This window comes from Acinetobacter sp. TR3, from assembly GCF_027105055.1.
Classification (GTDB): domain Bacteria; phylum Pseudomonadota; class Gammaproteobacteria; order Pseudomonadales; family Moraxellaceae; genus Acinetobacter.
Map to the genome: position 1 here is coordinate 2,964,203 of NZ_CP114264.1, position 24,616 is coordinate 2,988,818.

The following is a 24,616-nucleotide window of genomic DNA, read 5'->3' on the forward strand; positions in this document are numbered from 1 at the left end:
TATATTTGATACAAATAAATATTAAGGTAAGTTTGCTTTAGGTACATATTTATTATCAATATTACCAGCAGATTTAACTAAAGAACCATTTGCGCCCATACTTAAAGTTAATGTTTTACCACTAATTAAATTAGAAGTACCAGTAGTTCTATAAGTAATCGCAAACGTACATGGCGCATTACCAGTACTAATTACCATAGACTGTACATACTTACCACTAAATGTACCACCGCCACAGTTACCGTTCTGCAAGTTGTCTGTTACATCAGTCTTCTTACCACTCGCCATAGCAACACCTTCAGTTGCTTGTGAACGCGCGATATAGTCTTGATAAGCAGGAATTGCGAATGCAGCCAAAATACCAATGATCGCTACAACGATCATTAATTCGATAAGAGTAAAACCTTTTTGCATTGATTTCATAACATTTCTCCAATGATATAAATTTTTATGAGCCTTTATTCAGCTACTTTGTATTTAGCATGTTCTATGCCAATCCTTAGCTTAGCCAATTTTAACTCAAAAAAACAGAGACTTAAAAGAATATTATTATTGGTGATAAACAACCCAGTTATTCCAATATATGACAATATGTGACAATATTCGTCACCTTTCACAACTTATTTTCAAACTACGTACCAATTAAGCATGATTTTTATCGAAGAGGCGTAAAATTGAGCGAAACAAATCACATAAAAATTATGAATATTTACATAACCGTTTATCGGAAGATAAAAAGATTTATTTTCAGAAATGATTCTTTACAGAGCTATTTACTACATAGGCCTACTATCAATGTGTCAAAAAGATCATAAAACTATTAAATCGTTCAATTTAAAATAATAGGCTCATTTGGCAATTCATTTTTGTTATCTATCTTAGAATTAACATAATAATGATCCAATACTTGACCAATCTCAGCAATTCCATTTTTTATAGCTTCTAGATGTTGTTTTTGAGCAAGTTGAAAGACAATATTTTGACAAATCTGATTCCAAATCTCAGTTTGAGTCGCATTTTTAAGACCACGATCAATCACAATCTCAACTTTGCGCTCACAAAGGTTCAAATAAAGCAAAACCCCACTATTCAATTCAGTATCCCATACACCTAATTCAGCAAATAGCTGCTGAGCACGTAGCCGTGTGTTTTGATGATAAGCCTGTGAACATGGTATATGCCCTTCTATTACCACTTGAATTTCCCCAACATGCCCTTTTTCGGCTTGCTGCACAGCTTGTGCAATATCTAAGCGATCTTTTTTATTGAAAAAACGATGTGCCGAAGAAATATAGAAAAAATGTTTGAACCAGCGTTTTAAACTAGGTTGCGCGTATTCTTCTAGTTTCGATTGCGTAATGATTTCCGTTGTATCCGTCTTTGTCACCATGAACCTGATGCTCCTCCTCCACCAAAACTACCCCCACCGCCACTATATCCACCACCGCTTCCTCCACCAAAACCACCGCCACCTCGCCCCCCTCCAGATAGAAAAGCTTGAAAAATAAGCTGAGCTAATGAGGTAATCAGTAAAAAGAAAATACCAAAACCAAGCAATAAGCTCATCAAAATACCAGCGCCATTTAAAAGCCCAGCCGCGGCAGCAGTAACGCCAGCTGTAGCAGCGCTTAAACGATTGCCAACAATGAATGAACCTACAACACCAGCTATAAGGATAAATAGCGCCATAGTTAGCGTATTATCTTTCGCTTGTTGCTCACGTAAAGCTTGCTCATGACGATCTTTTAATTCTTGGGCAGCCTGTTGTGCAATTTCTGGATCTTGATTCACAATCTTGCTTATCTCATCCAAGCCTGATGAAATGCCTTGTGCATACTGACCTTGTTTAAAAGAGGGTGTGATCTGATTACGAATAATGCGGCTCAGAACCACATCAGGTAAAACACCTTCGAAACCATAGCCTGTTAGAATCTGAATTTTGCGATCATTGACTGCAATTGCCATCAACAAACCATTATCACGTTTAGCAGAACCTAATTGCCATTTTTCACCTGTACGTAAAGCAAAATCAAAAATAGCCTCCTGTCCAGTAGTTGGTACAATAATCACCCCAATCTGGGCTTTACCCTGCTGATACAACGTCAGTATTTTTTGATTGAGTTGCTGTATTTCCGCCGCACTTAATATTTTGGCTTGATCTATGATGGGCTGATTTAAAGTTGGTAAACCACGTATGGATTCACCCTCAGCCATATCATTCGCAACTTGTGGTAAAATAGGTGCTTGTTGTGCTGTAGTGCTTGGTTGTAATTGATTTTGTTGTGGCTGCTGAATCATTTTACCTGCAACAACTAAATCAGTTTCATCTGTTGCAGTCGCAACCTCAGCCCAAACCGTATGCTGAAGAAATAGCGTTGCCAAAACAATCATTAAAACAGGTAAAACTTGCTGTTTCAGATATTGCCTATACACCCTTAGCATACGACCACTCCTAACAGTCCAATCTTAATTAAATGATACTGTTGGTGCTTGTTGCGCAGATTGCTCTGCTTTAAAGTTCTCTTTGGTTTTCATACCAATGACTTTTGCCGTCATTGCTTGTGGGAACTGACGCACATATGAGTTGTAATCTTGCACGGTCGTAATATAGCGATTACGAGCAACCGCGATTCGATTTTCTGTACCTTCCAATTGTGCTTGTAAATCACGGAATTGTTCATTGGCTTTTAAATCTGGATAATTTTCAGAAACAGCAATCAAACGAGATAATGCCCCTGTTAATTGGCTTTGTGCTTGTTGATATTTTGCAAAAAGTGCTGGGTCTTCTAAAACTTCTTTATCTACTTTTAAACCCGCAACATTAGAACGAGCTTGCGTAACCTCTGTGAGGACTTGTTCTTCATGTTTAGCATAGCCCTTAACCACATTGACAAGATTTGGAACAAGGTCAGCACGTCGTTGATATTGGTTTTGCACCTCAGACCATGAAGCACTTACGGCTTCATCTTTCACTTGTAAAGTATTATATCCACAACCTGTGAACAACAAGGTGCTTGTTAATACTGTTGCTAATGCGGTTTTCTTAATAACTTTCATAAAAATTTATCCTCAAGTTTTTCTTTATATTTTTTGCAATAATTCATTGTAATGTGATTTTTTGTTCGCTGTGTAACATTTATTAAAGTTACTTTATACGTATTTAAATAAAAAAGACATTACTCAATGGCCTTGAGTAATGTCTTGTTAAGCACAACATTTATGTTTATAAAAATAGATTAACTGTATAATTTTAAAACTTTTTCTTCTTGAAAACTGACCATACCATACTCATCTGCCATACGTGCTTTCCAATAATTCACTAATTTTGTATAGTCGTGCTTTGCAGGATGAAAATCCGCTTGATAATAAGACAAGTATTCTGGAATCAGTTGAATAAACATTTTCCCAAGCAAATATATCCCAAATACATTGCCACCAACTTTCGGCAAGCTTTTCCACTTATCTTGCCAAATTAAACGTGATGTTGCATAAAAAGTGAGACTTGCAAATCCAGTGGTCACGCTACGCATCAACAGGCGACGAATTCGGTCATCACCATAGACCTCTTGATAGACATCAAAAGCAACCGAGCGATGCTCGATTTCTTCAATCGCGTGCCACACCCAAAGTTTCATCGCATCATCATCTAAAGTACTTAGAATCTCTGGATGCTTCAGAATATAACCACCTAACATCGCTGTAAAATGTTCAAATGCACAGGTCAACGCAAGCTGTAATTTAGGGTGAATATTTCTCAGTGTGTCATCACGTTTTGCAAGCCACGCTTGAAAACGGTCTAGATTGTAATCATCTCTTCGCCATGCATCATTAAATTCAGTATGTGCTTTAGAATGCATCGCTTCTTGCCCGATAAATGCTGCAATTTGTGCTTGTAACTGTGGCTCTTGGACTTTATCCCTAACATTCCTCACGCTATTTACAAAATATTGTTCACCGATTGGAAATGTTGAAGACAAAGCGGTTAAGAGATGTGACATTAGTGGAGAATTAGCGAAATAATGTCGTTTAATTTTTTTTGGATTAAACTGCAAACGACGTACCGTAATACCCAAAGCTTTTGGTCTATTTAAATAGGTTTTTTCAGCATTCACATTTGCAAGAGCCATCTTTATTGCCTGCACAATTTCCTGATTGGTCTTCGAGTATCATGCTGAAAAATGATCAGCGACAGGGCAAAAAAGCTTACAAGATTTGCTAAAACTACCAAAAAGATAAGATGAAAAAAATAAAGCCTGCTTGAGCAGGCTTTATCGCAATCAAACTAAAAAGATTGATTAGACACCTAAATAATCTAAAATACCTTCTGCTGCTTGGCGACCTTCCCAAATTGCAGTAACAACAAGGTCAGAACCACGCACCATGTCTCCGCCAGCGAAGATTTTTGGATTAGACGTTTGGAATTTAAATTCTTGTTGTTCAGCCGCAACGACACGACCTGAACCATCTAAACTTACATTTGCAGAGCCAAACCAATCAGCAGGACTTGGACGGAAACCAAATGCAAGTAATACTGCATCTGCCGGCAAAATTTCTTCAGAACCCGGAACAGGTTCAGGGCTACGACGACCACGGCTGTCAGGCTCACCCATTTGTGTAGTGACAACCTTAACGCCAGTTACCTTACCATTTTCACCAACAACCTCAATTGGCTGACGGTTGAACAGGAATTTCACACCCTCTTCATAGGCATTCTTCACTTCACGAGCAGAACCTGGCATGTTGCTTTCATCACGACGGTAAGCACATGTGACATCATGCGCACCTTGGCGTAATGAAGTACGGTTACAGTCCATTGCAGTGTCACCACCACCAAGAACAATCACTTTCTTACCATCAACACTGATGTATTCGCTTGGATCTTTTTCCCAACCTTGGCAACGATTGACATTAGCAATTAAGAAATCTAAGGCATCGTAAACACCATCAAGATCTTCACCAGGGAAACCACCTTTCATGTAGGTATAAGTTCCCATCCCCATAAATACGGCATCGTATTCAGCAAGGAGTTGTTCAATCGTTACATCGACACCGATTTCAGTATTTAAGCGGAATTCGATACCCATCCCCGTGAAGATTTCACGACGACGTTTCATTACATCTTTTTCCATTTTAAATTCTGGAATACCAAATGTAAGTAAACCACCAATTTCAGGGCGTTTATCAAATACAACTGGTTTCACACCGCCACGAGCAAGAATATCAGCACAGCCTAAACCTGCTGGACCCGCACCAATAATGGCAACTTTTTTATTGGTCCATTTCACGCCAGACATATCTGGACGCCAGCCCAAAGCGAAGGCTGTATCATTGATATATTTTTCTGCATTACCAATCGTGACAGCACCAAAACCATCATTTAAGGTACATGCACCTTCACACAAACGGTCTTGCGGACAAACACGACCACATACTTCTGGCAAGGTATTGGTTTGATGGCAAAGCTCGGCCGCTTGGAAAATTTGACCTTCTGCAATCAACTTTAACCAGTTTGGAATGTAGTTATGTACTGGACATTTCCATTCACAATACGGGTTACCACACCCTAAACAGCGGTGCGTTTGATTCGCAGCAACTTCCGCAGTAAAGGGTTTATAAATTTCCACAAACTCTGCTTTGCGGACAGTAATATCTTTTTTCTCTGGATCTTGGCGTGCTACATCCAGAAATTGAAAGTCATTATTGAGGCGTTCTGCCATGTCTCTCTCCGTGGGTAGGCGCAGCGATGTCCTTCACCTCTGCACCTGCCTATGTCTTTGCAGTCGTGGAATTATTGTGGGTCAGCTTGGGTTGTTTTCAAAAGCGATTGCAAATTAGCAGCTTTTGGTTTTACAAGCCAGAACTTACGACTATAGAAGTCGAACTCATTACGGATTTTATATGCCCAAGCACTTCCTGTCTCTTGAATATGTTCATCAAGAATACGAAGGAGGTTTTCTTTATGATCTTCCATCGCCTCTGTAGAGATACGATTTAGGTCAATCAGCTCGTGGTTATAGTAATCGACAAAGTCGTTATCAAGGTCAAGGACATAAGCAAAACCACCCGTCATACCTGCACCGAAGTTATGACCGACTTTACCCAGTACTGTCACGACACCACCTGTCATATATTCACAACAGTGGTCGCCTGCACCTTCAATCACAGCAAATGCGCCAGAGTTACGAACCGCAAAACGCTCGCCCGCAGTTCCCGCAGCAAAGACCTTACCGCCAGTCGCACCATATAAACAGGTGTTACCAATAATTGCAGTATTTTGCGTTTGGAATGGTGAACCTTTTGGTGGGAAGATCGACACACGACCACCCGCCATACCTTTACCCACGTAGTCGTTGGCATCACCTTCCAGTTTGATATGCAAACCACCCGCATTCCAAACACCTAGTGACTGACCAGCAGTACCGACAAGGTTCATCACCACTGGGCTATTTTCCATACCCAAGTTGCCATAACGACGTGCGATTTCACCTGAAATACGCGCACCAATCGAACGGTCACAGTTACCTACAGTGAAGTTAAACGAACCACCTGTACCTGCTTCAATTGCTGGTAACATCTCAGCAACCATTTTCTCAGCCAATACACCTTTATCAAATGGTGCATTACCTTGAACTTGGCAATACTGTGCTTTACCTTCAGCAGATGGATGTGAAGTTAATAGAGCATTGAGATCAAGGTGAGCGTGTTTCTCTGTTTCACCTGGTAATACTTCAAGTAAGTCAGTACGCCCAATCAAATCTTTAAGACTTACAACACCTAGAGCAGCCAACCATTCACGCGTTTCTTCAGCAATAAATTTGAAGAAGTTGATGAGCATTTCTGGCTCGCCAATATAGTGCTCTTGACGTAAATGATCTTGCTGTGTTGCAACACCAGTTGCACAGTTGTTTAAGTGACAGATACGAAGATATTTACAACCTAATGCGATCATTGGTGTAGAACCAAAACCAAAGCTTTCCGCACCTAAAATTGCAGCTTTAATGACATCTAGACCTGTTTTTAAGCCACCGTCGGTTTGAACACGAACTTTACCACGTAAATCATTTACACGAAGGGCTTGATGCGCTTCACTCAAACCTAATTCCCATGGTGAACCCGCATGGTGAATTGATGAAAGTGGAGATGCCGCTGTACCACCGTCATAACCTGAAATGGTAATGAAATCTGCATACGCTTTTGCCACACCAGCAGCAATTGTTCCTACACCTGGTTCAGATACTAATTTTACTGAAACCATTGCTTGAGGATTGACTTGCTTCAAGTCAAAAATCAATTGTGACAAATCTTCAATTGAGTAAATGTCATGATGTGGAGGCGGAGAAATCAAAGTCACACCTGGTACTGAGTAACGTAAACGTGCAATTAAGCCATTCACTTTACCACCTGGTAACTGACCACCTTCACCTGGTTTTGCACCCTGCGCTACTTTAATTTGTAGAACTTCAGCAGACGTTAAATATGCTGGAGTTACACCAAAGCGACCTGATGCAATTTGCTTGATTTTTGAGTTACGAATCGTACCGTAACGTGAAGGATCTTCGCCACCCTCACCAGAGTTCGAACGACCACCAATGGTGTTCATGGCAATTGCAATTGCTTCATGTGCTTCTGGAGACAATGCACCTAAAGACATTCCCGCAGAGTCAAAACGCGGTAGAATTTCTTCAATCGTTTCAACTTGATCCAATGCAATTGAATCAGTTGTTTTTAACTTGAATAAGTCACGAATCGTAGCAACTGGACGGTTGTTTACTAGCTCAGCATATTCTTTAAAGTCTTGATATTGACCTGAACGAACAGCTTTGTGCAATGAGTTAATCACATCAGGATTGAACGCATGATACTCTTTACCGAATACGAATTTCAGTAAACCACCCTGATCAATTGGCTTGCGATTTGACCAAGCTGTGCTTGCCAATTTTTTCTGGTCATTTTCTAAATCAGCGAAAGTCGCACCTTGGATACGGCTTGGTACACCAAGGAAACATTTATCCACGACTTCAGATGACAAACCTACCGCTTCAAACAATTGACCGCCACGATAAGAAGCAACTGTCGAGATCCCCATTTTAGAAAGAACTTTTAATAGGCCTTTCTCAATCCCTTTACGGAAGTTTGCTTGCGCATAAATTGGGTCACCCAATAATTCGCCTTTCGCAACCAAATCATTGATCACGTCATAAGCTAAATACGGGTAAATTGCTGTCGCACCAAAACCTAGTAGTACTGCAAATTGATGTGGGTCACGTGCGAAACCAGTCTCAACCAAAATATTTGCATCAGTACGTAAACCAACTTGAATCAAGTAGTGATGTACTGCACCTGTTACCAATGCCGAGTTTGCTGGCAAGAAACCTTCACGAATATTTTTATCGGTCAAAACGATTAAAGTTTTGCCATCACGAACAGCTTGCGCAGCTTCTTCACAAATACGAGCAACTGCGGCTTGTAAACCTTCGGTTTCTGCATAATTCAGATTGATATCAGCAACAGCATAACCCGCACGTTCTTTTTCAACATCACGAAGCTGCTGCATTTTTGAATGTGACAATACAGGGCTTGAAATAATAATGCGGTCAGCGTGTTCAGGACCCTGCTCAAATACGTTTTGCTCACGACCCAAACATGTTTCTAATGACATTACGATCGATTCACGTAATGGATCGATTGGAGGGTTCGTTACTTGCGCAAACTGTTGACGGAAATAGTCTGATACATGGCGAACTTGACGAGACAAGACTGCCATTGGCGTATCATCACCCATTGAACCAACAGCTTCCTGACCACTTTCTGCGATTGGACGCAAAATTTGATCACGCTCTTCAAATGTCACCATAAACATTTTTTGAGCCGCTTTTAATGCATCACCAGTTAAACCCTGATCACTCAATTTTTCTTCAAGCTGAGGATCTGCTTTCAAACGAATCGCATGGTCACGCAACCATTCACGATACGGACGCATGTTTTTAAGATGATTGCTGACGTCTTTTGTATCAAGCACTTTACCAGTCAAAGTATCAACAACTAAGATCTGACCTGGACCAACACGACCTTTCGATACAACATCTTCTGGTTCATAACCCCATACACCAATCTCTGATGCAAGCGTGATGTAATCATTTTTGGTGATCACCCAACGTGCAGGGCGTAAACCATTACGATCCAACATACAAATCGCGTGACGACCATCTTGAATCACAAGACCTGCTGGACCATCCCAAGCTTCCATATGCTTAGAGTTGAATTCATAGAATGCACGCAAATCAGCATCTAAAGTTTCAACATTTTGCCATGCTGGTGGAACTAACATACGCAGTGCACGGAATAAGTCCATTCCGCCACCAACAAGAATTTCAAGCATATTGTCTAGGCTTGATGAATCCGAACCAGTACGGTTTACAATCGGATTTAACTCAGTTAAACCTGGCAGTAATGGATTTTCAAACTTTGGCGTACGAGCCAGTGCCCAGTTACGGTTTGCCGTAATGGTATTAATTTCACCATTATGCGCAAGATAACGGAATGGCTGAGCCAATGGCCAACGTGGTAATGTATTGGTTGAGAAACGCTGATGGAATACCACAATGTGCGATTTTAGACGTTCATCAGCTAAGTCTGTATAGAAGTCAGCAATCGCTGCTGGCATCATTAAGCCTTTATATGTGATGACAGTTGTTGCAAGTGTTGTCACATAGAATAATGGGTCGTTTTGTAATTGTTGTTCTGCACGGCGACGAGCTAAAAATAACTTACGGTTAAATTCAACTTCAGTTAAACCCATTGGGCAGTTAACTAAAATTTGTTCAAATGCTGGGAGTGATTGTAATGCAATTTCACCTAAAGCATCATTATTTGTTGGTACAACACGCCATGCCGCAACCGTTAAACCTTCTGCTGCAATTTCTTTATTTAAAATATTCTTTGCATTTTGAGCTAAAGCAGGGTCAATATTCAGAAATACTGTACCCGCAGCAAAAATCTCAGTTAGATTACTGCCTAGCTTCTGAGCTTCTTCACGGAAAAATTGTTTTGGCATTGCCAATAACAATCCGCAACCATCTCCTGTTTTACCATCCGCGGCAATACCACCACGGTGCGTCATGCAACTTAAACTGTGAATCGCAGTTTCGACCAGATGATGGCTTGATTCACCCTTCATATGGGCAATCAGACCAAAACCACAGTTATCCTTAAACTCATCAGGCTGATATAAGCCTTGAGCGGGAGCTACAGTATTAGGCGATGGCATGTGCATAGCGTACCCTTCTTTCAACATGGCTCTTTCGAGCAACAAACAATCAATTCATTTTCTGCGATATTGCCGATCAACTCATATAAAGTTCAATGCTTCGCAAAAACATTTTTCCTGGCGGATTTGCAATATACGCCTTTCTTTAACAAGAAACAGCGTACCCAAGCATATAAAGTGTTTTCAGTTATTACACCTTCACCAATATTTGTAAAGCACAAAAACTTTCCATTTCACTAAATTAATTGGGTATTTAGTGTGAAAAAGCGCAATGAGCAGATAAATTAGCACCACAAGGAAGCAAAAAACATACCAATTAACTATAAATTTACTAAATCATTAAAAAAATTAAAATAACCTTAATTTATAATAGACTAAAGCTATATCTTATGAAGTTTTATTGCACCAAAATAAATCATTTTGCCTTTAAAAGGCGCTAATAATGCTCAAAATTAGTGCAACACTAATTAAATGGATCTACCACATCTCGTTTAGAAGAATCTGAATTTTCTTTTAATTTTTCAGGGTTTTGTGTTGAAGATTGGCTTTGTTTGACGTTTACCACGTTACCTTGAGCATCACGCTGGGTGACTGTAGTCTGTGTTGCTATTGCAGGATCAACTGCTGGTTTTCCCGCACCAACACCCAAAGTACCTTGTGAAGCCACAGCCCCTCCAACCAACAAACTTTCATCCACTTTAGGTAGCGCTGCTGGTTTTAACTGAATTTCATAAAGCTGATTTGTCGCTGTTTTTAATTCATCCGACCCTAAGTCATTCACAAAATCAGCATATTTTGATAATTGCTGCGCTTTAGGTTGCACGGATTGAGGAAGTACCAAATTTAGTTGAGCAAACTGACGATTTGCTTCCTCCATATTGGGTGACATACCATAAGCAAGAATATATTGTTCTGCGCGATCCTCTCCAGTTAAGCGGAAATAAATAAACTTTTTCCGATCTGATCGACTTAATAAGAAATTTTTAACAATTGCTTCATCTGAACTACGAAAAATTTCCATCGTCCATTGTTGCTGATTTTCTTTAATAAATTTAGTGCCACGAAATTCTGGTGCATGCTCATTAGAAACAACAACTCTGGTTGTTAAATCTAGCGGTTTCACCTCATTAGAAAAGGCACCTAAATGAACAGTCGCAGTCACTTTTTCAGGTTGAATTTGAACTTCAGTTTTAGCTGGTTGATCTACTTCAACCAAAGCATCTCCATCAGTAACGCCCCAAAAGACCAATGCAGCAATCAAGCATACAATTGCAAGTGTGAGCCAGCTGTATTGTTGAATATTTTGCCAAATTGATCTAGAAATAAGCATATTTTTCTCAATATATTGATTATGAAGATTGGTTCACAAGAATCGTTTGCTTCATTAAATCTACATCAAAATCTTTGGTAATGATGGCTTGACCTAACTTTTTAAGTAAAACCAAGCGCAATTTGCCATTGAGCACTTTTTTATCATGTGACATATAAGCCAAAAATTCGTCGAGTGGAATTTGTGGACATGATATCGGTAAATGGGCACGTAGAATAATTCTTTTTGTACGCTCAACATCTTCAGCAGATATCCAACCTAGACGATGTGACAAATCTGCCGCCATGACCATACCTGTTGCAACCGCTTCACCATGTAACCACACCCCATAACCTAGATAGGATTCGATTGCATGCCCAAAAGTATGCCCTAAATTTAGAAGTGCACGCTCACCCTGCTCTTTTTCATCATTAGCCACAATTCTAGCTTTATGTGCGCATGAGCGATAGACTGCTTCTGCGAGTAAATTCGCATCACGTGCAACAAGCGCATCCATGTTCTGCTCTAACCATACTAGAAAATCCACATCGCCTAGTAATGCATATTTAACCACTTCAGCCAAACCAGCAGAAAGTTCACGATCTGGTAAAGTATCAAGCTGCGCCATATCCGCTAATACAATTTGAGGTTGCTGAAACGCACCCAACATGTTTTTACCTAAAGGATGATTGATTCCTGTCTTCCCACCCACACTTGAATCAACTTGAGATAATAATGTAGTTGGTACTTGAATAAAATTCACTCCGCGCTGGAAACAAGCTGATGCAAAACCAGCCATATCACCAATGACACCACCACCTAATGCAAGCACTGTGCAATCACGATTAAAACCTGATTCCAAAAGCGCATCAAAAATTAAATTCAAATGCTGAATGTCTTTAAATTGCTCACCGTCGGGTAAAATACATTGTGCAATCTGTTTATCTAACTGGCGTAATCCTTCAATATAATGTTGCAAATATAATGGTGCGACTGTTGTATTGGAAACCAACATCACTTGTCGACCATGAATATATGGCGCTAGCAAATCTCTGGGATTTAAATTACTTCCAATAAAAATAGGATAGCGACGATCACCTAATTCAACATGTAGTGTTTGCATAAAATTAGACCAACAAGAAAATGACTAAATTTGTTTAGATAAAATAAGCTGTAGAATTTTTTGCGCTAAATCTCGCGCTGCACCCTGATTTGTTTCAACAATAAAATGTGCAACCTCACGATAAAGTGGATCTCGCACAGTTAACAAATCTCTTAATTTCTTTTCTGGGTTTTCTACTTGCAACAATGGACGATTCTTATCGCGATGAGTTCGCTGTAGCTGAAGCTCTACAGGAGTATATAGATAAACAACGATGCCTCGCTGTTTTAAAAATTTTCGATTTTCCGATTGTGTTACCGCACCACCACCAGTCGCCAAAACAAGAGCAGAACGTGCAGTTAGGTCATTTAACACATTAGTTTCACGTGCTCGAAAACCAGATTCACCCTCTTTTTCAAAAATCCAAGGGATTGTAGCACCTGTTTTACGCTCAATTTCATGATCACTATCAATGAATTCACGCCCCAACAACTCTGCTAAATGTCGACCAACTGTTGTTTTCCCTGCCCCCATTGGCCCTACCAAATAAATATTTGGTAGGGTTTCAAACGCTTTGCCTTGCAACGCGCCACCTATATTAATTGCAATTATTCAAAATATATTAATGATTTCTCGTCAAAGTGTCATTAACAATTCTTGGTGTCACAAAAATAAGTAATTCGCGTTTCGTATCAGTCTTTCTATCATTTCGGAAAAACTTACCCAAATAAGGTAAATCGCCTAAAAAAGGGACTTTAGTTTGCGAGTTAATATTTTCTTGTTCAAAAATACCACCTAACACAACCGTTTCACCATTATCGACCAATACATTAGTATTTATTTCATTTTTATTAATGGTCAATTGACCTGTTGGAGTAGGGTTACTCTGCGAGTCTTTAGTAATATTCAGCTTCAACATAACTTTACCTTCTGGGGTAATACTAGGTGTTACATCTAAACTCAATACCGCATCAACAAATTCAGTTTTTGGTCCATCATTCCCACTAGATGTTGCATAAGGGATACGTTTACCAGATGAAATTTTAGCTGACTGCTTATCAGCTGTCATAACTTTTGGCGTAGATATCACTTCACCATAGCCATCAGCTTGAACTGCTGACAACTCCAAATCCAACATAAAATCAGATAAACTAATCAAACCGAATGCAATCCGGCTTGCACCAGGTGTTACAGCCCCCAAATCTACATTCAAGTTATCCGGGCGTTCGATCTCATATTTCCAACCACCAGTGTCACTATCTTTAGTAGGCTTTCTTAAGTTCCATAAAGTAGTATCACTACCACCAACTAATAAATCGTTATTGCTAGTAATGCCCTGAGATAAAATACCCCACTTAACACCCATTTCTTTTGTAAAATCAGTACTCGCACTCACAATTCGTGCTTCAATCATAACCTGTTTTACTGAAACATCTAATAAATCAATTAATTTACGAATTTTATCTATATTTACGGCAGCATCATTAACAATTAAAGTATTTGTACGTGTATCTGCGACAGCACTCCCGCGTGAGCTCAATAAGCTTTCTAAAGCTAAAGAATCTGAATTAGTTGTTCGGTTTGAACTCGCCGCTTTATTATCGCGAGAGTCCTCTATAAGTTTTAAAATATCCGCAGCTTTTGCATAACTTAGTTTAATATATTCTGTTTGAATTGGAGCCAGTTTAATGCTTTGTGCGATTGCTTTAGCTTCCTCTTCTTCTGACTTAATTAGTTCAGAAACTGGTGCAATCCAGATTACGTTTCCATTTCGGCGTTTATCTAAATTCTTTGTTTTAAGCACAATATCTAAAGCTTGATCCCATGGTACATCCTTAAGGCGTAAAGTAATGTTCCCTTGTACAGTATCAGCTGCAACCATATTTATACTGGTAAAATCAGCCAACAGCTGCAGAACTCGACGCACCTCAATATCTTGAAAATCTAATGAAATTTTATTCCCAGTATAGACCTGGGCTTTAGCTTTCGGAGAAGACTTATCTTCTGGACGCTTCAGACTAATCGTTAATTTATTTTCCGCTTGGTAAGCCATATACTCATAACTACCAGCAGACTGAATGGTGATAACACCATTCCCTTTATCATTATAAGCATCTACACTTGCGACAGGTGTAGCAAAATCGTTGGTATTTAAACGACGAGCTAAATGCGTTGGAATTTTATTTCCCATCGTTCTAATAACAATTTTACTTCCCTGTTGCTGCACATCTACGGGAGTGTTACTACCCAATAGATCAACAACAACTAATCCTTCACCTTGAGCACCGCGCTGGAAACCAATATTTGATACACCTTGCTGTGGTTTTCTGACAACCGTAGCATTACGAGCAGCATTTACTGGTTGAACTGCATTTATTTTAAGAATAAACGTATTCCCTTCAACGCGTGTCGTAAAAGCTCCTGCTTCCTTTAAATTAACAACCAGACGTGAACGCTGATCATCAGCTGCAACATCAATTGTTGATGCTTCATTAGTTGAAACTGGTATTGATGCCTGTTTCAAATTTTGTTGCGTTTTATCAAAATCTAAAATCAATCGAGAAGGTTGTTCTAGTTGATACGCCTGTGGCTGTGGAGGCAAACCGTTAAACATGATACGAATTTCTGTACCTTGATCAGCCAAACTCATTGGAACAATATTCGTCATACTCACTTGTGCAGATGCAGCTTGCATAATTGCAATAGCCACTACACCCATTGAAAATTGACGGAATGCATGATTCATGGTCTTGACTTCCCCAAATAAAGAACTTTTTAACTGCTTTTTCATTGTTATTCCCTTAATCTCACGATACCGGACCAATTAAAACGAGCGTACGCGGTCTCTCAACATAACCTTCTCGCCCATCTGGCACAATTTCAACTAAATCAATTTGTGTTGGGCTAATTTTTACAATACGCCCTTGGTTCATACCCAAATAACTACCAACCTGTACACGCTCAATCTGACCATCTGGTGTTTGAATCAAGGCGATCGTGTCATTTTGCTTACCACGCATACTACCTTTCATATTCAAGGCCTCAAGAGCATAACTCTCTAAAGGTTGTGACTGCCGGTTAAGGTTAGGATAAACACGCTTACCAGCCATAATTTTTAATTCAGCAGCTAATGAACTTGGCATAAACGGACTTTTCAACTGGTGCGATGCGTAATTAAATAATGGTACTGGAGCAAATACAGGAGCAGGTTCGATAGGTAACGGTTGTTGATTACGAATATCAGCCATCTGTTGATTTACAGCATCTATACGAGAATCACATCCAACTAAAACGAGACTAATCAATAGACCGCACAATAATTTATAACTAGTCATTAGTGCTGACCTCCTTGAACTGATGGAGTTGTCGTTGTAGCTGGTTGAGTCATAGATTCTTTCTCAACTTGCTCTTCAGGACTAATATAACGATATGTTTTTGCTTTAATTGAGTAATTAATCACAGGGATATCTGATTTTTTCTGAGAATCTTGCTGCGCCTCAACGATAAAATCATGCAATGTCACAATCCTAGGTAACGCAGCAATCCCTGTTACAAAAGCACCAAACGCATGATAATCACCAGTTGCTTCAATACTAATTGGCTGTTCAATAAAAAACTCTTGCTTTACTTCATTTTCTAAGCGGATATTTTTAAACTTTAATCCAGAGTTCACACCAGTTAAATTAATATCCTCAACTAAACTTGGAATTTCAGTTTCTTTCGGCAATTGTTCAAGTTGCTGATTAAAATTCGCCTCCATTTCTTGTAATTGGGCTTGATATTGTTGCAAATTACGTAATTTAGAGTCTTTTTCCCTAAACTCATTTAACAAACTTTGCTCTTGTGCTTGAGCATTTGCAATACCATCAAGTTGACCTCTAATTACGACAAAATACCCTAGAGCGAGCACTGCCAAAAAAACAAAAATCCAACAGGTAATTTTTACAGAAAGTGGCCACCCTCCATAATTATTCATATCCAATGTATTGAATTGTTGAAAAAATTGCTCTAATGTCATTTTTTTCTTTTTCGAAGCAACAATCTCTTGATCAAATTCGTTTAAATCTTCTTGGCTCATTTCACTACCCCTGATCCTGATGCAACTGCTTCTAAAGTTGGGTCAGCCTCAGCTGTTGTGCCTATTTCTCCCAAATCAACAGTTACCACAAAACTTCCATAGTTTTCTTCAACTCGAGGAACTAAAGAGCTTGCTGTTTTATCTTTTTTATCATCTGCCGCTAAAAAAGAATTCATAAACGCGTTACGATACCAAGGTGAAGCTTCTAGATTTCTTAAAAGCTCAGCAACGGTATTTGGGCTTTCTGCCTTACCCTCAATGGTAAATTTATCACCTGTACGGGTAAATTTTGTCAAATACATTGTAGGTGGTGTTACTCGTACTAGCTCATCAACTAAACGTACTGTAATTGGACGCTGCCCCTGCAATCCTTGAATTAGTTTCATACGCTCAATGATTGCATTACGTCGTTCTTGCAAACCATCTAATGACTTAAGTTGAGTATCTAAATTCTGGTTAGTACTTACAATTAGCTGATTTGCCTGCTCTTGATCATTCAACTTATGATCAAAGTACATCCACCCAGAGAAAACTGATACTACGCCTAATGCTGCTACCCCAGCACAAAATGCAACGAACTGTTTCTTTTTTTGTTCTCTTAGCTCATCACGCCAAGGGAGTAAGTTAATCTTTGCCATTAATCAAAACTCCTCAATGCTAAACCACATGCAACCATCAATGAGGAAGCATCATTTTCAATTTTTTTAATATCAATCTGCGGAGAAAAGCCCATTTGTAAGAATGGATTGGCAATGGTGACGCGATAACCTAGTTTTTGTTGTAACAACTTGGCTAAACCAGGAATATTGGCATTACCACCTGCCAATAAAATATGATCAATCTCATTGAATTGTGATGATGAAAAGAAAAACTGAAGGGAACGAGCCGCTTGTTGAACTACAGCATCTAAAAAGGGTTCGAGCACTTCAGTATCATAGTCGTCAGGCAGTGTTCTTTCTTTTTTCGCACGCCCAGCCTCTTCAAAAGACAAACCGTAACGGCTCTGAACATCTTGGGTTAGCTGTCGACCACCAAACACCTGTTCACGTGTATAGATAATTTTACCTTTCTGCATGACAGATAAGGTGGTCATAGTATGACCAATATCTAAAATACCAACTGTGTTTGCACCCATTGGCAAAGTATCTGCGAATACACTGAAAGCACGTTCCATGGCATAACTTTCAACATCAGCAATTTTTGCAGATAAATTAGCCAGCTCAAGAACTTCTACACGTGTGTCAACATTTTCTGTACGCGTTGCCACTAATAATACATTTACACGATTTGGGTTTGCTAATTTGTCAGATAAGACTTCAAAATCTAGACTTACTTCATCTAATGGGAACGGAATATATTGCTCAGCATCCATACGAATTTGAACTTCTCGTTCATCGGCTGTCATATCTGCATCCATTTCAATGATTTTATTAATCACCATTGAAGTTGGTACAGCTATAGCCACATTCGTCGTACGCGGATTCGCAAGGTTAACGACTCTTTCAAGCGCGTCACCAACGGCTTCTGGATTGAGAATGCTTTTTTCTACGACACTGTTTTCAGGCAGTGGCATCACAGCATAGCTTTCAACCCAATATCTACCGTTCTTTACAGAGAGCTCCAATAACTTAACAGTTGTCGAACTAATGTCGACCCCTACTAACCCCTTATTTGGTTTACGATATAACCTGAGCACAGTACATTCCTATTTATTTTTTTATCCCCAAAAATACAACTCACTAATTCGTTTTGGTCTTTAATTGATACGGATACAATATCTCATCTAACAATCCGTAAGGCTAAAGGATATACTGACCATAATTAGTTTGCCATTCGCTCTTATTAAAACTTACTTATTATGAAAAAGCTATCCAGTTCTGGTATTGTTCGTCCATTTTTTTTGATGCTTATTATTATATTAGTCTCACTTCCAATGGGATTTTATGGCATGTATCTCTATCTAGCACCCTCTTTGCCTGATATGAGTTCATTAAAAAAGGCACCTTTACTAAAACCATTGCAAGTTTATACGGCAGATAATAAGTTAATTGCAGAGTATGGCGGCAAACTTTCAATTCCGGTGAAATATGAGCAGATTCCACCAGCATTTATTCATGCATTTCTAGCAGCGGAAGATTCGTCCTTTTTTGAGCATAATGGGATTAGTTTTAAGGGCTTGGGGCGAGCACTAACAGAATCTATTACAGGGTCAGATGTACAAACTGGTGGTTCAACCATTACCATGCAGGTGGCAAAAAATTATTATTTGAGTCCAGAACGAACGCTAAAACGCAAACTAACTGAAGTTTTTCTTGCTCGCAAAATTGAGCAAAATCTCACCAAACAAGAAATTCTAAGCTCATACGTCAATAAGATCTTCTTAGGCAAAAATGCTTACGGAATTGCTGCAGCTGCACAAATCTATTACAACAAAAATATTAATCAGCTCACCATTGCACAAATGGCAATGATTGCAGGATTACCGAAAGCACCATCAAAATACAATCCCGTCGTAAATCCAGAACGCGCGCTTGAACGCAGGAATTGGATTTTAGGGCGTATGCTACAACTTGGCTATATTAATCAGAGTCAATATCAAAAAGCTGTTGCTGAGCCAATCAACCTCAATATGATTGATCGCTCTGTCAGTAATGTTTTCCCTTATGTTGGCGAAATGGTTCGTTCAGAATTGGTTGAGAACTTTGGCGAGCAGGCGATTGATTCAGGATATAAGGTATATACGACGATTGATAGTAATCGCCAACGTTACGCTGAACAATCAATTCAAGACGGTTTAGAAGCATACGATCGCCGCCATGGTTGGCGTGGACCAGAAGCACATGACAAACCTCTTAACCAGTTTGTCCCATATGCAAATACCTATCCAGCACAAGTCATAAAAGTGAATAACAATTCTTTTGATGCTTTGATGCAAGATGGCTCAACAGTTACCGTAAATTGGGCAGGAATGTCATGGGTTCGCCCTTATCGGAATGCGAACAGTGTAGGCGGCGCGATGTCCAATGCTTCACAAATCGTTAAAGTGAAAGATATTATTCGATTACGTCCAAATGAAAACAAAACCGTTTGGTCTTTAGTACAAGTTCCTAAAGTTCAGGGTCAATTGATTGCCTTGAATCCAAATGATGGCTCCATAGAAGCTGTTGTTGGTGGCTATAGTTTTTATCAATCTAAGTTTAACCGTGCGTTACAAGGGTGGAGACAACCAGGTTCAACTATTAAACCATTTGTTTATGCATTGGCACTTGAACGTGGTATGACACCTTATAGCATGGTGAACGATAGCCCCATCAGTATTGGTAAATGGTCTCCAAAAAACTCCGATGGACGTTACTTAGGCATGATTCCTCTACGTCGTGCATTATATTTGTCAAGGAATACGGTTTCTGTCCGTTTATTACAAACTGTGGGAATTGAACGCACACGCCAACTATTTATGGATTTTGGGTTACAAGAAGATCAAATTCCTCGTAACTACACAATCGCATTAGGAACACCTCAAGTACTCCCTGTGCAAATGGCTACAGGCTATGCCACTTTTGCAAATGGCGGTTATCGCATTCAGCCCCATTTTATTAAACGAATAGAAGATGCATCAGGCAAAGTAATTTATGAAGCAAATCCAGAATATGCTTGTATCCCTTGTATTAGTGATCCAAATGCCTATACAACAGCCGATGCTATTCAAGAGCAAGATGCTGTAAATGAAATCACCAATCAAACTTTAGATGATGTATCTGCCACATCTGAAACTGTTGCGTCTAACTCTCAAACAGCCGCATCGACGAATAGTAATTATCGCCAAGCTCAACGCATTTTAAAATCTAGCTCAGCTTATGATATGGCTAACATTTTACGTGATGTGATTCAGCATGGTACGGGACGAGCAGCACTGAAAATCGGTCGTGACGATTTAGGTGGGAAAACTGGAACAACCAATGATGCAAAAGATGCATGGTTTGCAGGTTTTAATGGCAAGTTAGTTGCAATCGCTTGGGTTGGTTTCGATCAACCACGCACACTCGGTCGACGTGAATACGGCGGAGTTGCTGCTTTACCAATTTGGACAAATTTCATGGCGAACTCACTTAAAGATACGCCATCGGCTTGGGTACATTTCGATAAAGACGCGAAAGATCCAATTTCATTCGACAAATTACAACTGGAGAAAAATGAAGGGCAAAAAGAATATCGTGCTTCCCCACCGTTGGCACGCCCACTTTATCGCCCTGCTCCTGTTGCACCAACTCGCTCCGCGCAAACTGACTTTTCAGATTTACCAGATACAGCGCTATCTGATGAAGAGCAAATTATTGTTCCAGCGAAAAAACAGCCACCAGCGATGGGAACAGCATCACCTCAAAAAGAACATGATGGTATTGAAAATTTAATTAATAATATTCAATAAATAAATTCAAAAGAAGCCATCAATTTGATGGCTTCTTTCTTTTCTGGAATACATAAATTTGAAAAGCGGCTGTCACTAAGAAATGCTGTTCTTGTTCTAAAATCATTCTTCGTTCAGGATTCGCTTTATAAGCATAAGGTGTCATAGCAATCAAATTTTTTAGCGCTTGTTGATCCAACTCGATTGCACTCTCTACAAGCTGTTGTTGCTGCAACTCAAATTGATCATCTAGCTGTTCTACAAATTTTTCTGGTTCGTGTAAATTTACTTGCTCAAATAAAGCTTCACGCAACCTATAGAGATGTCGAGGTGCAGGTGTCACCACAATCAAATGACCATTCTCTTGAAGAACACGTCTGATCTCTTCTTGTGGAATTGGGCTAAATAAACTAGTACATACATCGATTGAATGATCCTGTACAGGCAATGTTGCACCCGTCCCAACAATCCAAGTGACTTTGGAGTTGAGTTTTGCGGCTCGTTGTACAGCAGTTTTAGCAATATCCACACCTATACAGTGTTGAGTATGCGCTTGCATCGCACTGGTGTAATAACCTTCACCACAACCAATATCTAAAATAGTTTTCGGCTTGAGCCGCTGCAACAGTTCAACAATCGCCTGCTGTAACGGCTGATAAGCACCTGTTTGCAAAAATTCACGACGGGCCAATACCGACTCTGCAGTATCCCCTGGTGTCTTACTATGCTTATGCTGTACCACATGCAGATTGACATAACCTTGTTTGGCGACATCATAATGATGACCTTTTTCACAACGCCAAGAACGCTCAACCAAACTCAATGATTGGCGACAAACAGGACACATCAATAAATTCATCTATTTTCTCCAAACATAAAAAAAGCTGGTGATCACCAGCTTCTTTTTGAATCATGGTTTAACGCAACTTTAAGGTCATTAAGCCTAACACAACAAGGAAAATGGTAATAATCCAAAAACGAATAACAACCTGTGTTTCCTTCCAACCTTGTTTTTCATAATGATGGTGTAAAGGTGCCATCAAGAACACACGTTTATTCCGCATGCGCAATGAACCAATTTGTAAAAATACAGAAACGGCTTCCATCACAAAGACACCACCCATAATCGCAAATACGATTTCTTGGCGTACCATCACAGCAATTGTACCTAGCATCGCACCAAGTGCCAAAGCACCAACATCGCCCATGAATACTTGGGCAGGATGGGCATTATACCAAAGGAATGCTAGACCCGCGCCAACCATGGCGGAACACACCACAACCAATTCAGAGGTATATTTCACATAGGAAATATGCAAATAATTGGCAAACCGAATATCACCTGATAAATAAGCAAATACGCCCAAACCTGCTGCAACCATGACAATTGGCATAATTGCCAATCCATCCAATCCATCCGTCAGATTGACTGCATTTGATGCCCCATTAATCACCAAATAAGTAAAAACAATAAATGCTAGACCAAATGGCACCGCTGAAAGTGGAATAGAGAGATTCTTAAAGAAGGGAATCAGCAAATCTAGCATATTTGCAGTATTTATTGGATTATCTTGTTGTTTTGCAATTAGATATAAAGCAATACCAGCACCTAATGATGCCACAGAAGTCCAAAAGAATTTTTTACGTGCAAGCAAACCAGCATTATCTTTATAACGAACTTTAATCCAGTCATCAGCCCAACCAACAGCACCAAAGACCACCATAACACCCAATACAATCCAAACATAAGGGTTTGATAAATCAGCCCACAATAAAGTACTAATACCGATTGAGAGCAGAATTAAGATCCCGCCCATCGTTGGTGTTCCCATCTTCTTCGCATGATTTTCAGGAGCAAATGAGCTTACTGCCTGACCATATTTTAAGGCTTGTAATTTACGGATCATCACAGGCCCTAAAGCCAAGCCAATGGTCAAAGCAGTCAATACGCTCAATAAAGAGCGTAATGTTAAATAACGAACCACTTGGAAAGAGCTGTTATAGCCTGCCAATTGTTCAAATAACCATAACAACATTTAAATCTTCTCCATCAAGTCAGCCATCAACGTTTCCATGTGGGTATAGCGAGAACCTTTAAATAGGAAACTCATGTGCTGGGGTTGATGTGTCTCTACTAAACTCATTAAAAATGACAAAGCTTGCCCCTGATTCAGAAAAGCTTGTAATTTTTTACCGTATTGTGTGCTTCTTGCACCTTCTTGAGTGGCAGGTGAGAATTCACCCACTGCAACTACAAAATGAATACCTTGCATCGAAACCAAATCTCGACCCAACAAATAATGTTGTTGCGCTGCTGTACTTCCAAGCTCACCAATATCCCCGATTACCATCACTTTAATGCCCGTTTGTTGAGCAAGAACTTCTGCTGCTGCACGCATTGAAGTTGGATTGGCATTATAAGTATCATCAATGAATAAGTGATTTTGGTGTTGAATAAAATTCAGACGCCCTTTGGCACCCTGTGCTTGTTCTAAGCCTTGTACAATATCATCAAGCGCAATCCCAATTGCCAAGGCAAATGCTGTTGCAGCAGTTGCATTTTGTACGTTATGTGCACCTGCAAATGGAATATCTACTGACCGGATGCCCTGTGGAGTATGTAAATTGAATTTTGCTGATTGAGGATGTAATTCAACCTCTGTCGCAAATACATCGCCACCATCACCAAAACTCAACATTGAATGAGCTTGAGCATTTTCACGAATAGTCGCTGTAAAGTCATCATCAGCGGGAACAATCGATATTCCGTCAGGCAAAATATGTGCATAAATCTCTGACTTGGCACGACAAATTCCTTCACGTCCACCAAATTCACCTAAATGTGCCGTACCAATATTCAAAATTCCAGCCACATGCGGTTGAACCAGATGAGAAGTATAGTCAATTTCACCTTGATGACTCGCACCCAACTCCATCACAGCATATTGATGCTCTGAACGTAACTCAAGTAACATCATCGGGGCACCCAAATCATTATTCAGGTTACCACGCGTAATCAGCGTTGGTGCTAAACGGGATAAAATACTACCCAACATTTCTTTCGTGGTGGTTTTACCACTACTGCCTGTTAAAGCAATCACTTTCAACTGTAGATTTTGTCGGCGACGATAAGTACCTAAATGACCTAAAGCCAAACGCGTATCTTTGACGACGAGTTGTGCAATATCTGCATCAATTGGGCGCTCTACAATTGCAATCTCACACCCTTGCGTCGCCACTTGAGCGATAAAGTTATGAGCATCAAAGCGCTCACCTTTTAAAGCAAGAAAAACATCTCCAGCTTCAGCATGACGAGAGTCAGTCAAAATACGTTTAATTTCGCTTTGTGGAATCTTATGATTATGCCATTCACCTTGAGTCGCTTGTTGTAATTGCTCTGCTGTCCAAGGTTCTAGTGGAACGGTGCTGGTTGTTGAAGTATGCATACGCTT

At 39.7% G+C, this 24,616-nt stretch carries 19 protein-coding genes; 1 reads left to right on the forward strand and 18 read right to left on the reverse strand.

Annotated features, from left to right (window positions below; all coding sequences use genetic code 11):
• Positions 1-21: 21 nt before the first annotated feature.
• The 15 genes from O1449_RS14245 to O1449_RS14315 all read right to left on the reverse strand — a co-directional run bounded on the left by O1449_RS14245 (position 22) and on the right by O1449_RS14315 (position 18,452).
• On the reverse strand, positions 22-414 hold the full coding sequence (locus O1449_RS14245; RefSeq protein ID WP_442865342.1) for a pilin: 393 nt from the start codon (positions 412-414) through the stop codon (positions 22-24).
• A gap of 415 nt (positions 415-829) precedes the next feature.
• Positions 830-1,390, reverse strand: coding sequence for a TPM domain-containing protein (locus O1449_RS14250; RefSeq protein ID WP_269229443.1), 561 nt, complete (start codon positions 1,388-1,390; stop codon positions 830-832).
• The gene (locus tag O1449_RS14255; RefSeq protein WP_442865343.1) at positions 1,384-2,391 is read right to left on the reverse strand and encodes a TPM domain-containing protein; all 1,008 of its coding nucleotides are present in this window, start codon (positions 2,389-2,391) and stop codon (positions 1,384-1,386) included. Before O1449_RS14255 ends, O1449_RS14250 begins: the two co-directional genes overlap by 7 nt.
• Before the next feature lie 75 nt (positions 2,392-2,466).
• Positions 2,467-3,057: a LemA family protein gene (locus O1449_RS14260; RefSeq protein WP_269238642.1), complete on the reverse strand. Its 591-nt coding sequence runs from the start codon at positions 3,055-3,057 to the stop codon at positions 2,467-2,469.
• A gap of 179 nt (positions 3,058-3,236) precedes the next feature.
• On the reverse strand, positions 3,237-4,127 hold the full coding sequence (locus O1449_RS14265; protein ID WP_269238643.1) for a metal-dependent hydrolase: 891 nt from the start codon (positions 4,125-4,127) through the stop codon (positions 3,237-3,239).
• Between the two features lie 168 nt (positions 4,128-4,295).
• On the reverse strand, positions 4,296-5,717 hold the full coding sequence (locus O1449_RS14270; RefSeq protein ID WP_004660164.1) for an FAD-dependent oxidoreductase: 1,422 nt from the start codon (positions 5,715-5,717) through the stop codon (positions 4,296-4,298).
• A gap of 71 nt (positions 5,718-5,788) precedes the next feature.
• Entirely contained in the window at positions 5,789-10,267 is a 4,479-nt protein-coding gene (gene gltB / locus O1449_RS14275; RefSeq protein ID WP_269229440.1) for a glutamate synthase large subunit, read from the reverse strand.
• Between the two features lie 463 nt (positions 10,268-10,730).
• The gene (locus tag O1449_RS14280; RefSeq protein WP_269238644.1) at positions 10,731-11,597 is read right to left on the reverse strand and encodes a hypothetical protein; all 867 of its coding nucleotides are present in this window, start codon (positions 11,595-11,597) and stop codon (positions 10,731-10,733) included.
• 19 nt (positions 11,598-11,616) lie between these two features.
• Positions 11,617-12,699, reverse strand: a complete 1,083-nt coding sequence (gene aroB / locus O1449_RS14285) for a 3-dehydroquinate synthase (protein WP_269238645.1) — start codon at positions 12,697-12,699, stop codon at positions 11,617-11,619.
• Positions 12,700-12,723: 24 nt separating this feature from the next.
• Complete coding sequence (gene aroK / locus O1449_RS14290; protein ID WP_087535970.1) at positions 12,724-13,290, reverse strand: shikimate kinase AroK; 567 nt, start codon at positions 13,288-13,290, stop codon at positions 12,724-12,726.
• Between the two features lie 10 nt (positions 13,291-13,300).
• Positions 13,301-15,424 (reverse strand): type IV pilus secretin PilQ, encoded by a 2,124-nt coding sequence (gene pilQ / locus O1449_RS14295; protein ID WP_420002342.1) that lies wholly within the window; start codon positions 15,422-15,424, stop codon positions 13,301-13,303.
• A gap of 61 nt (positions 15,425-15,485) precedes the next feature.
• Positions 15,486-16,013, reverse strand: a complete 528-nt coding sequence (locus tag O1449_RS14300) for a pilus assembly protein PilP (protein ID WP_241306541.1) — start codon at positions 16,011-16,013, stop codon at positions 15,486-15,488.
• The gene (locus O1449_RS14305) at positions 16,013-16,756 is read right to left on the reverse strand and encodes a type 4a pilus biogenesis protein PilO (protein ID WP_269238646.1); all 744 of its coding nucleotides are present in this window, start codon (positions 16,754-16,756) and stop codon (positions 16,013-16,015) included. The genes O1449_RS14300 and O1449_RS14305 overlap by 1 nt, the downstream gene beginning before the upstream one ends.
• Positions 16,753-17,394: a PilN domain-containing protein gene (locus tag O1449_RS14310; RefSeq protein WP_269229435.1), complete on the reverse strand. Its 642-nt coding sequence runs from the start codon at positions 17,392-17,394 to the stop codon at positions 16,753-16,755. The genes O1449_RS14305 and O1449_RS14310 overlap by 4 nt, the downstream gene beginning before the upstream one ends.
• The gene (locus tag O1449_RS14315; RefSeq protein WP_004660139.1) at positions 17,394-18,452 is read right to left on the reverse strand and encodes a pilus assembly protein PilM; all 1,059 of its coding nucleotides are present in this window, start codon (positions 18,450-18,452) and stop codon (positions 17,394-17,396) included. The genes O1449_RS14310 and O1449_RS14315 overlap by 1 nt, the downstream gene beginning before the upstream one ends.
• Positions 18,453-18,614: 162 nt before the next feature.
• Here O1449_RS14315 and ponA point away from each other — a divergent pair, with 162 nt between their 5' ends.
• Entirely contained in the window at positions 18,615-21,185 is a 2,571-nt protein-coding gene (ponA, locus tag O1449_RS14320; RefSeq protein ID WP_269238647.1) for a penicillin-binding protein PBP1a, read from the forward strand.
• Between the two features lie 19 nt (positions 21,186-21,204).
• Here the strand turns inward: ponA and O1449_RS14325 are convergent, their stop codons facing one another.
• Genes O1449_RS14325 through O1449_RS14335 form a run of 3 tightly spaced genes read right to left on the reverse strand, consistent with a single transcriptional unit; the run spans position 21,205 to position 24,610 of the window.
• Positions 21,205-22,023: a putative RNA methyltransferase gene (locus tag O1449_RS14325; RefSeq protein WP_269238648.1), complete on the reverse strand. Its 819-nt coding sequence runs from the start codon at positions 22,021-22,023 to the stop codon at positions 21,205-21,207.
• Between the two features lie 58 nt (positions 22,024-22,081).
• On the reverse strand, positions 22,082-23,200 hold the full coding sequence (gene mraY, locus O1449_RS14330) for a phospho-N-acetylmuramoyl-pentapeptide-transferase (RefSeq protein WP_269238649.1): 1,119 nt from the start codon (positions 23,198-23,200) through the stop codon (positions 22,082-22,084).
• Positions 23,201-24,610 carry a UDP-N-acetylmuramoyl-tripeptide--D-alanyl-D-alanine ligase gene (locus tag O1449_RS14335; RefSeq protein WP_269238650.1) on the reverse strand — a complete coding sequence of 470 codons (1,410 nt, stop codon included), beginning with the start codon at positions 24,608-24,610 and terminating at the stop codon, positions 23,201-23,203.
• Positions 24,611-24,616 lie beyond the last annotated feature (6 nt).